This is a genomic window from Micrococcus porci (assembly GCF_020097155.1).
Taxonomy (GTDB): domain Bacteria; phylum Actinomycetota; class Actinomycetes; order Actinomycetales; family Micrococcaceae; genus Micrococcus; species Micrococcus porci.
In genome coordinates, this window is the sequence record NZ_CP083691.1 from 2457869 (window position 1) to 2471223 (window position 13355).

12 protein-coding genes are annotated in these 13355 nt (G+C 73.7%); 1 reads left to right on the forward strand and 11 read right to left on the reverse strand.

Going from position 1 to position 13355, the window contains the following annotated elements:
- Window position 1 precedes the first annotated feature (1 nt).
- Genes KW076_RS11625 through KW076_RS11665 form a run of 9 tightly spaced genes read right to left on the reverse strand, consistent with a single transcriptional unit; the run spans window position 2 to window position 10219 of the window.
- Window positions 2–961 carry a glycosyltransferase family 2 protein gene (locus KW076_RS11625; RefSeq protein WP_224355463.1) on the reverse strand — a complete coding sequence of 320 codons (960 nt, stop codon included), beginning with the start codon at window positions 959–961 and terminating at the stop codon, window positions 2–4.
- Complete coding sequence (locus KW076_RS11630) at window positions 954–1997, reverse strand: glycosyltransferase family 4 protein (RefSeq protein WP_224355464.1); 1044 nt, start codon at window positions 1995–1997, stop codon at window positions 954–956. Before KW076_RS11630 ends, KW076_RS11625 begins: the two co-directional genes overlap by 8 nt.
- On the reverse strand, window positions 1994–2947 hold the full coding sequence (locus KW076_RS11635; protein WP_224355465.1) for an acyltransferase family protein: 954 nt from the start codon (window positions 2945–2947) through the stop codon (window positions 1994–1996). Before KW076_RS11635 ends, KW076_RS11630 begins: the two co-directional genes overlap by 4 nt.
- Window positions 2944–4086, reverse strand: a complete 1143-nt coding sequence (locus tag KW076_RS11640; protein ID WP_224355466.1) for a glycosyltransferase family 4 protein — start codon at window positions 4084–4086, stop codon at window positions 2944–2946. Before KW076_RS11640 ends, KW076_RS11635 begins: the two co-directional genes overlap by 4 nt.
- A complete protein-coding gene (locus tag KW076_RS11645; protein ID WP_224355467.1) occupies window positions 4077–6320 on the reverse strand; it encodes an N-acetylneuraminate synthase family protein in 2244 nt (747 codons plus the stop codon). The genes KW076_RS11640 and KW076_RS11645 overlap by 10 nt, the downstream gene beginning before the upstream one ends.
- Window positions 6317–7069, reverse strand: coding sequence for an acylneuraminate cytidylyltransferase family protein (locus tag KW076_RS11650; RefSeq protein ID WP_224355468.1), 753 nt, complete (start codon window positions 7067–7069; stop codon window positions 6317–6319). The genes KW076_RS11645 and KW076_RS11650 overlap by 4 nt, the downstream gene beginning before the upstream one ends.
- Window positions 7066–8235, reverse strand: coding sequence for an RNA-binding protein (locus tag KW076_RS11655; RefSeq protein WP_224355469.1), 1170 nt, complete (start codon window positions 8233–8235; stop codon window positions 7066–7068). Before KW076_RS11655 ends, KW076_RS11650 begins: the two co-directional genes overlap by 4 nt.
- Complete coding sequence (locus KW076_RS11660; RefSeq protein WP_224355470.1) at window positions 8232–9293, reverse strand: CgeB family protein; 1062 nt, start codon at window positions 9291–9293, stop codon at window positions 8232–8234. Before KW076_RS11660 ends, KW076_RS11655 begins: the two co-directional genes overlap by 4 nt.
- A complete protein-coding gene (locus tag KW076_RS11665) occupies window positions 9290–10219 on the reverse strand; it encodes a glycosyltransferase family 2 protein (protein ID WP_224355471.1) in 930 nt (309 codons plus the stop codon). The genes KW076_RS11660 and KW076_RS11665 overlap by 4 nt, the downstream gene beginning before the upstream one ends.
- A 162-nt stretch (window positions 10220–10381) precedes the next feature.
- Between KW076_RS11665 and KW076_RS11670 the strand changes: the two genes are divergently transcribed.
- Window positions 10382–11482, forward strand: a complete 1101-nt coding sequence (locus KW076_RS11670; RefSeq protein ID WP_224355472.1) for a PqqD family peptide modification chaperone — start codon at window positions 10382–10384, stop codon at window positions 11480–11482.
- Window positions 11483–11553: 71 nt separating this feature from the next.
- On the opposite strand, the gene lepB is transcribed toward KW076_RS11670, so the two are convergent.
- Both lepB and KW076_RS11680 read right to left on the reverse strand, forming a co-directional pair.
- Window positions 11554–12354, reverse strand: coding sequence for a signal peptidase I (gene lepB / locus KW076_RS11675; protein ID WP_224355473.1), 801 nt, complete (start codon window positions 12352–12354; stop codon window positions 11554–11556).
- Between the two features lie 3 nt (window positions 12355–12357).
- Entirely contained in the window at window positions 12358–13338 is a 981-nt protein-coding gene (locus KW076_RS11680) for a ribose-phosphate diphosphokinase (RefSeq protein ID WP_224355474.1), read from the reverse strand.
- Between the last annotated feature and the right edge of the window lie 17 nt (window positions 13339–13355).

The following is a 13355-nucleotide window of genomic DNA, read 5'->3' on the forward strand; positions in this document are numbered from 1 at the left end:
GTCAGATGGGTCGCTGGGCTCGCTCGGGGTAGGCACGTCCGGCCTCGGAGGCCCCCTCCACCTGGAGTGCGATCAATTTGCGAGCGACCGTGATGGGGACCCGATCAGCGATGGCATCGATGAGCGCGCTCGAACGGGTGAGAGAGCCTTCCGTCGCCCCCAGCGCAACCAGCCGGACTGCCGCGCCCCATAGACCCCGCGGCGCATCTACGCCACCCAGCACCTCGGCTCCGTGCTTCTGGATGAAGAGGTTGCGCGCTGCCGTGCCGTGGAGTGCGCGCACCGCCTTCGAATACGTGGTGACGGCCGCTGCGTGGTGTGACGTGGCCAGCTCCGGACGGATGCGCACCGGGTAGCCGGCGGCGTGGAGCCTGTAGCCGAAGTCAATGTCCTCCCAGCCGTACTGGCGGTAGTCGGGGTCGTAACCACCCAGCTCTTCGTGAACGGCGCGCGGCACGGAGACGTTGCCCGCCCAATGCCGCCACTGCTGATCAGCGGGGAGGGCGTAGGCATGCTCCCGGTGGAGCACATCCTGCGCGTCCCCGTAGACGCGCTGGTACGGCGTCGACTCGAGGATGTTGAGGTAGAGACCGATGGCCCCGCCGGGCCCCTCCGCGTGCGCCGCCACGTGGTCCCGGATGTAGTGGACGCCGGGCTCGAGGTCGTCGTCGGCGCGGATGAGGATGCGCCCGGTGGTGGCGTCGGCGCCGGCGTTGAGCGCGGCCACGCGGCCGCGGTTCTCCTCGAACACCGTCCACGTCAGCGGCAGGTCCGGGTGCGCCGCGGCCAGGCGTTCCAGGGCACTCGCCGAGTCGTCCACATCTCCGTCCACCACCACGTGGACGTCAAAGGGGGGCGCCTCCTCCTGGGCGGCGAGCGCTCCAATCAGGCGAGGCAAGCGCCCGGCGCCGCCGCGGCTGGGCACGATCACGCTGGCCTCGTACGCGGTCTGGTCAGACATGCAGCTCCTCCAGCAGGGCGGCGACACCGGCACGGCCGGCCTCGGGCGAGAACAGGGCCTCCCAGCGGCGATGCTGGGCGGCGACGAGCGGAGCGAGGTCTATCTGCCGGGCTCGGCGCAGGGCCGCGGCAAGTTCCTCATGGTCGTCGCATTCGAAGAGCAGCGGATGGTCATCTCCCGCGACCTCGGGCAGTGCACCGGAATCGGAGACGGCCACGGGGACACCGGCTGCCATCGCCTCCGCGGCGACCAGACCGAACGATTCCGGGGCGAGCGAGGGGACGACGAGCACGTCCACCGTGGGCAGGAAGTCGCCCGGAGCCTGCCACCCGAGCGCAGTCACGGCCCGGCTGGCTGCGAGCCGCTCCCGGATCTCCCGTGCGTCGTCCCCGGTGGTGAAGCGGGGCTCCCCGGCGACGAAGAACCGCCACTCGTCTGGCTGCTCTCTGTGCAGCTCTTCGGCGACGTCCATGAGGAGGTGGAATCCCTTGTCGAAGGAGAGACGCCCGAGATATCCCACTCGCAGAGCACCCCCCTCACCTGGCCGCCGTCGAGCCGGTGCCGCGCCCGAGAGCGGCAGGGGGCGGGGAACCCAGTTGTGCAGGACCCGGCACCCGGGGATCTCCCGCGCCACTGACTCGGAGGGCGCAATGACCGCCAGGGCGCCGCGCATCGCGAGGGTTCCGAGCACCCGGTCACGGGGGCGGATCAGCCACTGGTGCAGATGCACGATCCGCCGGGGCCGGCCCGCGAGCGCGGTGGCGGGGAGCAGCCCGTTGCACCACACCACGTCCTCCCGGTGGCCGTTGTGCCAGCGCCGCAGCGCGCGCATGTACCCGGCCCGGCCCGGACCGCCGACGCGGTCCACCGTGAAGCCGTCCGCCTCCAGGCGGGCGGCGGTGGCGGACGGCGCGGCGGGCGCCACGACGGCGATGTCCCGGCCGAGTTCGTGCAGCGCGGTGGCGAGGTGGTGGAGCATCACCTCTCCCCCGCCCACCTCGCCCTGGTTGGCGGCGATCCAGATGCGGCGGGTCATCGGGCAGCCTCCCGTTTCGATGCCACGGCCCGAGGGGACACGTGGTCCCGCAGGCTCACCAAACCGGTGCGGGCGTGCTTGCCAAGCCACTGCTCCCCGACCCGCCATACCAGCCACGCGAGCGCGCACACCGCGGCCACCATCACCCCGTGCTCCGAGCCGCGCAGGAGCGTCGCTCCCAGCGCCGTGGACGCCGCCGAGGCGATCGCCCAGCCGGGATGCCGGCCGGTCTCGCGGACCAGGTAGAACAGCATGCCGGTGACGAAGAGCGGTCCGTACTCGGCCACCGTGGCGTTGGTCAGCAGCTTGACCCAGGTCGGGTCCGCCTGGGGGTTGTCCGAGGTGACCCGGAAGGCCGCCAGGATCACCACCCAGGACACCGCCGTCCATGCCGCGGCCGCCCAAAGCAGCACGCGCCCGCGCAAGCGGCACCGCGTCACCAGGAGCAGGACGAAGACGATCACGTAGAACTGCATCTCCACCGCGAGGGTCCAGTAGACCTCCACCACGTTGGGGAATAGGAACCACCGCTGGACCATCGTGACGTTCGCGACCACGGTGGCCGGGTCGATGGGGAAGCCCGGCATGGGTCGCCACAGGAGCAGGCTCACGGCCACGGCCAGGGAGATCCAATACGGCGGGTACAGGCGGGCCACCCGGGAGATCGCGAAATCGCTGGGGCGCTTTGCCCGCCATGCGGTCATGAGGATGACGAACCCGCTGAGAAGGAAGAACAGCTGCACGCCGTACTCCCCCCACCAGAAGTCGTGGAACGCCCGCGGCGCCGCGGGGAACCGCGCTGCGAAATGTCCCGTGAAGTGGTAAAGGACTACGGCCAGCGCCGCGATGCCGCGCAGGCCGTCCAGCTCGCGGAACCGCGGGCCGGGGTGGCGTTTCTCGATGGGCGGGACGGTGGCCGCGCCGGGTTCGTTGGAGCTCGCGGCCGTCATCGGGTCTTCCTCCTCCGGGCGTCCTGCGTCTCCACCACGTCCCGCTCGGCCCGCGCGGTGGCCTCCGCCATCCCCTCCACGTCGTCCACGCGCACCTCGCCCGGGCCCTCGGCGGCGGCGCGGGTGACGGCGTCGGCGATGGCCGCCGGCGTGGTCTCGTGGACCAGGCGCTCGGGCGGCAGGATCTCCCCGTTGCCGCCCACGTCCGTGGCGACGGCGGGCAGGCCCGCGGCCGCGGCGTCGAGCAGGGTGTAGCTGAGGTTCTCCCACGCGGAGAGCTGCACCAGCACGTCGTGCTCGGCCATGGTCTCCCACGGCTCCACGAAGCCGGGCAGGTCGACCGCATCCGCGACACCGAGGTCCTCGGCCTGGGCGCGCAGCTGCCCCTCCAGGGGACCCGAGCCAGCCAGCGTCAACCGCGTCCCGGGGTCCCGCTCGCGCAAGGCGGGCAGCGCGGCGATCAGCCGGTCCAGGCCCTTCTCGGGCGCCAGGCGGGAGAGGGACAGGATCCGCAGCCCCTCCCCCGGTGCGCGCCGCTGCCCCGCGGCCGCGGCGCGCACCGCGGACACGTCCACCCCGTTGCGCACCACGGTGAGGGGCGCCCCCGCACCCCACTTGCGCCGGAGCACGTCCGCGGTGGACTGCGCCACCGCGATCACGAGGTCCGTGCCACGCAGCCGGGCGCGGTGCGCGGCGTTCTTCACCCGGGCCGCCGCGGCGCGGTTGTACAGCCCGTCGTCCGGGGCGATCCCGTGCTCGGTGCTGAGCAGCGCCGGCGCACCGGCCCGCCGCCGGGCCCGCCCCGGACCGAGCGCGGTGAAGGCCGCGAGGTCGGCGTAGGCCAGGTGCGTGTGGACCGCGGCCGGGCGCAGGGTGCGCACCGCCGTCCGGAGCGTCCGCACCGAGGCGGCCAGGCCGGCGTCGGGACCGACGTCCCCGGTGAACACCGCCGCGCCCTGCTCGCGGAGGCGCTCGGCGAGCGGCCCCTCGGGGCAGAGCACCGCCAGACGCAGGCCGGGCAAGCCCACGCGCGCGACGTCGAGGACGTGCCGGGCCACACCGCCGAGGTCGGCGACCGGCACCACCCAGAGCGTCAGCGGGGCCGGGGTGGTCGTCGCGGCCTCGGGGATCACAGCCACTGCTCCAGGCGGTCCAGGGCCGTCCAGAAGCCCTCGCCGTTGTTGATGTGGCCCTGCCAGATCTCCGGGATGAAGCTCACCCCGGGGGCCAGGCGGTCCAGCTGCTCGCACAGCACGGGCCAGTCGACGTCGCCCTCGCCGATCTGCGGTCCCTCCCCGTCCACACCGGTGGCGTCCACGAGGTGCAGGTGGATGGTATGCGGGGCCAGCTTCTCCACCATCTCCGAGAAGGGGATCCCCAGGAACGTGGCCGAGAGCTTGGAGTGGGAGATGTCCAGGCACAGGGGTACCCCCGTGGCCTCCACGAACGCCACGGTGTCGTCCGGGTCCATGAAGAGGTTGTGGTACTGCTGACCGCCCATCAGCCACGGGAACGGCGGCAGCGTCTGCGCGGCGATCCGGATGCCGGAGGTGTCCAGGCGCTGCACGGCCTCGGCGATGCGCTCGTACTTCGGCTGCCTCTCCTCCGGGCGGATGTGCCGGTCCAGGGTGAACCCGCCCATGGTGATGACCATGATGGGCGCCTCCTCGGACGGGAACCAGCGCTTGAGGTCGCGGGTGATGTCGATCGTGCGCTGCACCTCGGCGATCGAACGCTCCCACACCTGCTCGTCCATGCTGGCCAGGTCCACCAGGAAGTCGCCGGCGAAGATGTCCGGCAGGTGGGTGGTGAAGCCTCCCGGCATGGGCTCACGGAACACCGTGTCGATGTCGATCTCCAGGTCCTTGTAGGAGAAGTGGAACTCCAGGAAGTCCGGGGTGCAGTCCTTCGTCAGGGCCGCGTAGTCGTGGTAGCGCACGGGCAGGCCCCACGGCCGGCGGAACTCGAACTGACGCCCGGTGGGCACGGAGTCGGTGAGGTCGCCGGCGAAGAAGAAGTCGCCCTCCTCCAGGTCGCGGTGGAGGGTGCGGCCCACCAGCTGCGGCAGCTGGTTCGGCTGCAGCCCGCGACCCGGGGACTTCACGGTCACGTCCGCCTCCGCGACGACGTCGCCCGCCGTGAGCGAGCGGGCCGCCACGAGGGACTTGGCGAGGTTGATGCGGTTCATCGCCTCGCCCGTGGAGACCACGCGCTCGCCGGCGACGCCGATCGACTCCTCGATCTCGCGGGTCTGGCGCACCATCTGCGCGAACTCGTCCGGCAGGAGCGAGACCTTGTGGTCGTTGCCCTCCAGGGAGCGGTCGATCGTGAAGTGCTTCTCGATGATCGAGGCGCCGCGGACCACGGCCGCCAGGGCCACATGGAACCCGCGCTCGTGGCCCGAGTAGCCCACGGGGGCCTGAGCGATCTCCGCCAGACGGTCCAGGTACGCGAGGTTCACGTCCTTGTAGGGCGCCGGGTATGTGGACTGCGCGTGGAGCATGGCGAACGGCACGCCGTACGAGCGCACCAGCGCGGCCGACTCCTGGATCTCCTCCTCGCGGGACATGCCCGTGGAGAGGACCATCGGGATCCCGCGGGAGGCGGCGTCGCGCAGGAGGCCGTGGTTGGTGAGGTCCGCCGAGGCGATCTTCACGCCGTCCACCGGGTAGTCCGCCAGCACCTGCATGGAGGGCGCGTCCCACGGGGTGCACATCAGGGCGACGCCGGCGGCGCGGGTGTGGTCGAAGACCTTCACCATGTCGTCCACGGAGAGGGAGAACTTCGCCAGCTCGTCGAGCGTGCGCTGGGCGCCGAGGTCCTCCCCCGCGGTGGCGGCGCCGGACTGGCGGTAGAGCGCGTCCATGTCCCGCAGCTGGAACTTCACCGCGTCCGCACCCGCCTCGACGGCCAGGTCCACGAGACGGCGGGCCAGGTCCACGCTGCCCTGGTGGTTGTTGCCGATCTCCGCGATGAGGAACGCCGGGCGGCCCTCGCCGACGCGGTGGGAGCCGATGCGCAGCTCGGACTCGCGGTTGATGGCCAGCGCCGTCAGGTGGCCCCGCTCGTCCAGCAGCGGCAGGTGCAGCGCGCCCTCGGGCAGGGCCGCCAGCACCGACGACGGGGCGTCGCCCACCAGGCCCGTGGCCGGGGACGGGTTGGCGGCCGCGACGGCCGGGGAGTCCAGCGCGGCCCCCGGATGGGCCAGCAGCCAGCGGCGGACGTCCCCGTCCGTCAGGGAGCCCTGCAGGAAGCCGTGGGTGTCCACCACGAACACGATGCGCTCCCGGTTGTCCGTCATCTTCTGCAGGGCGACGGTCAGCGAGTCCTCGGGGAAGACGAGGTAGGGGGTGAGGTGGCGTTCGATGATCACAGGGCGCCTCCGGCGGTGCGGGTGAGGTCGGGACGGGTCTGCAGGAGCTTCTGCACGGCGAGGTACTGGTCCATCTGCTGCTCCGCGAGCGCGAAGTCCAGCTCGGTGTCGATGTCCACGCCCTCGAGGTCGTCCAGCTCCAGGAGGGCGATCCGTCCGCCGAGCCGGTTGTGGCGCTCGTCGTACACCCAGGGGGCGGTGACGTAGAGCGAGCCGTTCTCACGGAAACGCAGGTCCGCGCGGTCCATGTCCTGGCGGCGCTTGCGCCCGTCGACGTCGTAGTCGGCCACCGGGGCCGCGGCCGGGTCCGCGGCGTGGCGCCACAGGAACGGGGAGACGGGCACGACGCCGACCACCGAGTCCACGCCGGGCTCGCGGAACGCCGCCACGGCGCGGTCCAGGGTGCCGGGCAGGCGCAGCGGGCTGGTGGCCTGCAGCAGCATCACGGCCTCCGGCTCCACCCCGCGGGCACGCTCGGCGGCCAGCGCGTGCTCCACCACGGGCTCGGTGGGCGTGTCGTCCCGCGCCAACTCGGCCGGGCGCAGCGCGGGCACGTCCGCGCCGTACTTGCGGGCGACCTCGGCGATCTCCTCGGAGTCCGTGGAGACGACGACGTGCAGGTCCGCCTCGGCGTCGAGGGCGGCCTGGATGGTCCACGCCACCAGCGGGTGCCCGCCCAGCATGCGGATGTTCTTGCCGGGCAGGCCGCGGGAGCCGCCGCGGACGGGGATGACGCAGAGGATGCTCATGCGTGCTCCTTCCAGAGGTCGCGGGCGATCGCCGCGGCGGGGTCCGCCGTGGGCGCCACGAGGGCGGGGGTGGGCGTCGGGTCGGCGCCCGGCATCCAGCGGGTGATGCCGTAGCGGTCCCAGAACTCGACCAGCCACCGGGGCGGGTCCGGGTGCACGGCCCAGGCGGGCCGGCCGGTCTGCGCCGCCTCCAGGATGCCCGTGGAGAACACGGCGGCCACGGGGCCGGCGGTCTGCGTCAGGGGCGCGCCGGAGCGGTCCACCGCGATCCCCGCACCCTCCCACCGGGCGTGCTGGGCGCGGGAGAGCCGGTCCCGCTCGGCGGGATGGGGGCGGTAGACGGCGCCGGTGGTGCGGACGTACTGCTCCGCCGCGGCCGCAAACTGCGCGCGCGGCAGCTCGGCGCCGTGCAGCTGGCCCAGGAACAGGCCCGGGCCGGGGCCGGTCGATCCCGTTGCGGTCGGGTCCGCCGAGGCGGCTCCCCGGCGGGCGGCCTCCAGCAGGGCGGAGCCCACCGGGACGGCGCGCACGTCGGCGCGGCCCTGGGTCCACCAGTCGGCGTCCCGCGCGGTGAACGCGTAGAGCGTGGCGTCCCGGGGAACGGGCGGGGTGGAGACGGCCAGCAGGCCGTGCTGCACCACGTGCACGGACGCACCCCGCTCGTGCGCCCAGCGGACGGCCGCGCGCCCGGCCGGCAGGTACTCCCCCGCCACGAGCACGCGCTCCAGGCCGGCGAGCCGTGTCCCCACGGTGTCCGGGTCCGCGGCGTGCCCGGTCAGCTGCGCGGCGGCGGGCAGGTCCGGCAGCAGCGCCCCGGCGACGTCGGCCGGGACCACCCAGGCGACGCCCCCGAGGAGGCGGGTGCGGGCGGCGGCGTCGAGCCCGGTGCGGCCCTCCGCGAGGGCGCGCGTGGGCTCCACGAGGGCCGCGCGCTGGGTGGGGCCGGCGGACTCCACGGCGATCAGCGTGTGGACGTCCCCGGCCGGCAGGAGCAGGCGCAGGCCCGCGTCCGGCGCCTGGACCGCCCCGCGCGACCGGGCGACGCCGCCGCGGACGAGGTCGGCGGCACGCCGGGCCAGGGGCCACTGGGTGCGCTGCCAGCGGCGCCAGGCGTCCAGCTGCTCGGCCCGCCAGAACAGCGGCGGCTGCGCGACGGCGCGCGTCACGCCCACCACTCCTGGGCCATGCGCGCACGATGGGAGAAGGTGTGCTCCGCGTGGGAGCGGCGACGGCCGGCCGCGCGGATCCGGTCCCCCCACGCCGGCTCCGCGACGATGCGGCGCCCCAGCTCCACGAGGTGCTCGGTGTCCTCGAAGACGAGGACCTCCTCGCCGGGGACGTAGAACTCGGCGACGTCGGGCCGGTCCACCAGCTGGAGCCCGCCCATGCCCGGCACCTCGAAGGTCCGCATGGCGTGGCCGGCCTGGAGGCCGTGGATGTTGATGGCGCCGGCGGCGGCCGCCTGCACGGCGTAGGCCTCGGCCAGCGGGATGTCCCGCTCGGCCGGCAGGTCCGGACGGGACAGCTCCCAGGTGCGCAGCCGGTCCACCGGGTGGTGGCTCCACTGCCGACCGTACGCGCGCACGGGGACGCCCGCGGACGCCAGGGCTCTCAGCAGCTCCACGCGGTTGGGGTACCGGGAGCCGACGAAGACGAGCTCCTCCGTCCGGGGGACGGCGGGCAGCACCATCTCCGGGTCGAAGCCGTTGGGCATGTAGTGCGCGTCCACCCCCTGGGCTGCGAGGGACTCGGCCTCGGAGCGGGCGTAGCTCAGCACGGGGCCGATGCCGCGGAGGAAGTCCATCGAGTAGTCGTGCCGCGAGAGGTCGTCGTAGAGCCAGAGCATGCGGGGGAGCGCGCGCCCGGTGACCTCGTCCCAGAAGGCGTCCCCGAGCGAGTCGCCCTTGATGACGAGCACGCGGTCCGGCGCGGCCGCGCGGAGGGCGGCCACGGCGCGGTCCGTGTCCCAGGCGACCCGCGCCGCGGTGCGGTCCAGACCGGCCTTCTGCGGCAGCTCCAGCGCCAGCTTGTTGCGCAGCTTCATGCCCAGGTCCGCGTACGCGTCGTAGCAGTGCACGGTGACGTCGAAGCCCTGCGCGGCCCAGGCCGCGGCGATGGAGCGGTGGTAGCCGTGGAACGCCGGGGAGACCAGGAAGAGCCGCTCCGGGCGGCCGGAGACGGGGCGCTCCCCGCGGGCGGCGATCGTGTAGGTGCCGGCGCTCATCGTCGGGTGCCCTTCCAGATCAGGTCCCTCTCCGCCCGGAACACGGCATTCGCGTCCACGTCCGTGCCCCGGGTCTGGCGGACGCGGTTCACGGCCCAGTTCACGCCCGTGGCGGCGGTGAGGGCGCCCCTCAGCAGGCGCGGGCGGCCGAACTTCCGGGCGTAGCGGAAGCGGGAGTCGACGAGCCAGGCACGCCGGCGCAGCGGGTCCGAGGAGCCGTGGAGCCCGTGCACCACCCGCACGGAGGGCACCACCACGGAGGGGACGCCCCGCTCGCGCAGACGCCGCTGCAGGTCCACCTCCTCGGAGTTCATGAAGTACTCCTCGTCGAAGCCCCCGACCGCGCGGACCTCCGCCATCGGCAGGAGCATCACGGCGCCCATGACCCAGTCCACGGCCACCGGGGAGTCGGCCTCGGCGGCCCGCACATCGTGGCCCACGGCCTCGTGGAGGGCGGGCAGGTGGCGGAAGCGGGCCAGGGGGGTCAGCCACTCGACCGTCTGGTGCGTCACCGTGGGGAAGTGCCGGCCGGACCACTGCGGGGACCCGTCCTCGTTGACCACCTGGGGGCTCACGACGGCCGGCTGGTACGGGCGGGCGGCCTCCACGAGGGCGTCGATCTGCTCGCCCGTGATCTCGGCGTCCGAGTTCAGCACCAGCGCGAGCTCCGTGCGGACCTCGGCCAGGCCGGTGTTCACGTTGGCCCCGAAGCCCCCGTTCGCCTCGCGGCGCACCACCGTCAGCCCCTCACGGCCGGGCGCGGGCTGGGGGTACGGCTCCGGGGAGGCGTCGTCGGACACCACGACGCCGGCCACGCTGCGCCCGGGGGCGGCCAGGAGGGCATCGACCAGGGCGCGCGTGGGCTCCGGGTCGCCGTAGTGCGGGATGACCACGGTGACGGACGGGGCGATCCGTGAAGCAGGCATGGGACGACATTCCTCCGACGGGGACGGCTCGACGAGGCCGCTGATGCAGACCCTGCAGCCGCCCCTCAGTATAGGGACGAGGGCGGGGTGGAATCGGGCGTGGGGGATGCCGTCGCCCTCGCTAGGCTGGCCGGACCACCCGCCCGCACGAAGGAGCCTCCCGTGACCGATCCCCGCCGAGGTGGCCGCGCCGTCCGCATCCCCGCCGGCGACGGCAGCACCACGGCCGCGGGCCTCGACGAGACCGGCGTGCGGACCCTCCTGGACGCGTGGCGGCGGTGCGGCGCCGAGGAGGTCGCGGCACCGGCCGAGGGCGCCGCCGCGTACTGGGAGGCGACGGGCTGGGACTGGTTCCACGAGAACCTCGTGCACTCCGCCACCACCGCGGCCATCACCGCCGGCGTCGGCCGCAGGCTCCTCTTCCACGGCGCCTGCCTGGCCGATCCCGGCACGGGCAGCGCCGTCGCGCTGGTCGCCGCCTCCGGCACCGGGAAGACCACCGCGACCCGCCGCCTCGGACCCCACTACGCCTACCTCACGGACGAGACCGTGATCGTCGCCCCGGACACCCTCGAGGTGACCCCCTTCCCCAAGCCGCTGTCCCTGCTCGGCCCCTCCGGCGTACGGCCGAAGACGCAGGTCTCCCCCGACGAGCTCGGCCTCGGCGACGCGGTCCCCGCCCGGCTGGCCCGCCTCGCCGTCCTGGACCGGGTCCGGGACGTCGACGGACCCGTGACGGCGCGCGCCGAGACCATGGGCCTCGGCGACGCCCTGATCGCGGTGGTCCCCCAGACGTCGTCCCTGGCCCGGCTGCCCCGGGGTCTCCGGGAGCTGTGCCGGGTGATCGACCGGCTCGGCGGCGTCCAGCGCCTCGTCTACGCCGAGGCCGACGGGCTGCGCCCCGTGGTGGACGAGCTGCTCGCCGCCGCCCCCGAGCCCCTCGAGCCCGCCTGGGAGCCGCTGACCCCGGCCGAGCTCGCGGCGTCCCGGGAGACGGGCGACGCCGCCGCGGGAGCCGCGCGTCGCGAGGCCGTGGACGACGGGATCGTCACCGACGACGGTCGTCTCATCCTGCTCGCCGGCCCCCAGCTGGCCGCCCTGGAGGGGCTCGGACCGGTGGTGTGGCTGATGCTCGAGGAGCCGCTCACCAACGCGCAGATCGTGGAGCGCCTCGCGGCCGAGGGACCCGTGCCCGACGACGCCGCCGACCGGGTGGCCGACGCCGTCACCGCCCTCGCCGAGTCAGGGCTCGTGCGGATCTGACCCTGGCGCGGCCGACGGCTCCCCCACCAGCGGGGGTGTGCGGCTCTCCTGGGCCGCCGGCCCGCCCCCACTCAGTGCCCGGACCAGTTCGACGGAGGCCAGACGGTGCTGAACACCCGGCCCACCACGTCCTCGTCCCGGACGAAGTGCGCGCAGTCCCCCGCCTGCTCCGCGGTGAGGCCGCGGCACTGGTACACGGAGTCCGCGGAGTTGGAGCGGTGGTCGCCCATGACCAGCATGGAGCGCTCCGGCACCGTCACCGGGCCGAAGCAGCGCGAGGACCTCGGGGTGGTGGTGCAGTCCAGCGTCCCGGGCACGAACGGCAGGTCCTCGTAGAGGTAGTCCTCCTCCAGCGGCGTGCCGCCGACGGTCACCGCGCCCTGCGAAGTGCAGCACTCCACCGTCTCCCCCGGCAGGCCGATGACGCGCTTGACCAGCGCGTTCTCGTGCGAGCGGCCGATGCCGGTGAGGTCGCCGAAGGTGCGCACGGCGCCCTCCACCGGGCCCTCCTCGCCCACCGTGTCCACACCCCAGGTCTCGTTGGCGTCGAACACCACGATGTCCTGGCGCTCCGCCACGCCGTCCGGGTACGCGGTGCGGTTCACCAGCATCCGGTCGCCGACCTGCAGGGTCTGCTCCATCGAGCCCGACGGCACCGAGTACACCTTGACCCAGAGCGCCTGCACCACGGACACCACCAGCAGCGCGACCGCCACGTTCAGAAGGACCGAGGCCCAGAACGGCAGCTGCACACGGCGACGCCGCCCGGGCGCCGCCGCCGAGGAGGCGGGGGCGGGGGCGGCGTCGTCGCGGACGGCCTCGTCACAGGCGGCCTCGTCACGGGCGGGGACGGCGTCCGGGGTGTGCGCCATGGCTCAGGCATCCCCGTCGAACAGGCTGGTGACGGAGCCGTCCTCGAAGACCTCGCGGATCGCGCGGGCGATCAGCGGGGCGATCGAGAGCACGGTGAGGTTGTCGAAGCGCTTCTCTTCCGGGATGGGCAGGGTGTTGGTCACCACGACCTCGCGGGCCCCGGACTCCCCGAGGCGCTGGGCGGCCGGATCGGAGAACACCGCGTGGGTGGCCGCGATGATGACGTCCTTGGCGCCGGCCTCCTTGAGGATCCGCACGGCGCCCGCGATCGTGCCGCCGGTGTCGATCATGTCGTCGATGAGCACGCAGACGCGGCCCTCGACGTCGCCGACGACGGTCTTGGACTCGGCCTTGTTCGGCACGGTCAGGTCGCGGGACTTGTGCACGAAGCCCAGCGGCACGCCGCCGAGGCGGTCCGCCCACTGCTCGGCCACGCGCACGCGGCCGGTGTCCGGGGAGACGACCGTGACCTTCTCGCCCTCGACCTGGCCGCGGATGTAGTCCGCGAGCAGCGGGATGGCGAAGAGGTGGTCCACGGGTCCGTCGAAGAAGCCCTGGATCTGCGCGGTGTGCAGGTCCACGGACATGACGCGGGACGCGCCGGCGGTCTTGTACAGGTCCGCCACGAGGCGGGCCGAGATCGGCTCGCGGCCGCGGCCCTTCTTGTCCTGACGGGCGTACGGGTAGAACGGGGAGACGACGGTGATCCGGCGGGCGGAGGCGCGCTTCATGGAGTCCACCATGATGAGCTGCTCCATGAGGTGGTTGTTCAGCGGCGCCGGGTGGGACTGGATGACGAACACGTCCTTGCCGCGCACCGACTCCCCCGAGCGCACGTAGATCTCGCCGTTGGCGAAGTCGTACGCGCTCATGGGCAGCAGCTCGGTGCCCAGGGCCTCCGCGATCTCCTGCGCGAGCCCGGGATGTGCCCGGCCCGCGGCCAGCACCAGTCGTTTGTCCTCGCTGCGGCTCAGCTCCGTCATGACGTCCCCTGTCCTCG

Coding starts and splice junctions, on each gene's coding strand:
- KW076_RS11665 (WP_224355471.1), bottom strand. CDS start 10,219: ATGCCTGCTTCACGGATCGCCCCGTCCGTCACCGTGGTCATCCCGCAC.
- KW076_RS11660 (WP_224355470.1), bottom strand. CDS start 9,293: ATGAGCGCCGGCACCTACACGATCGCCGCCCGCGGGGAGCGCCCCGTC.
- KW076_RS11635 (WP_224355465.1), bottom strand. CDS start 2,947: ATGACGGCCGCGAGCTCCAACGAACCCGGCGCGGCCACCGTCCCGCCC.
- KW076_RS11680 (WP_224355474.1), bottom strand. CDS start 13,338: ATGACGGAGCTGAGCCGCAGCGAGGACAAACGACTGGTGCTGGCCGCG.
- KW076_RS11625 (WP_224355463.1), bottom strand. CDS start 961: ATGTCTGACCAGACCGCGTACGAGGCCAGCGTGATCGTGCCCAGCCGC.
- KW076_RS11630 (WP_224355464.1), bottom strand. CDS start 1,997: ATGACCCGCCGCATCTGGATCGCCGCCAACCAGGGCGAGGTGGGCGGG.
- lepB (WP_224355473.1), bottom strand. CDS start 12,354: ATGGCGCACACCCCGGACGCCGTCCCCGCCCGTGACGAGGCCGCCTGT.
- KW076_RS11650 (WP_224355468.1), bottom strand. CDS start 7,069: ATGAGCATCCTCTGCGTCATCCCCGTCCGCGGCGGCTCCCGCGGCCTG.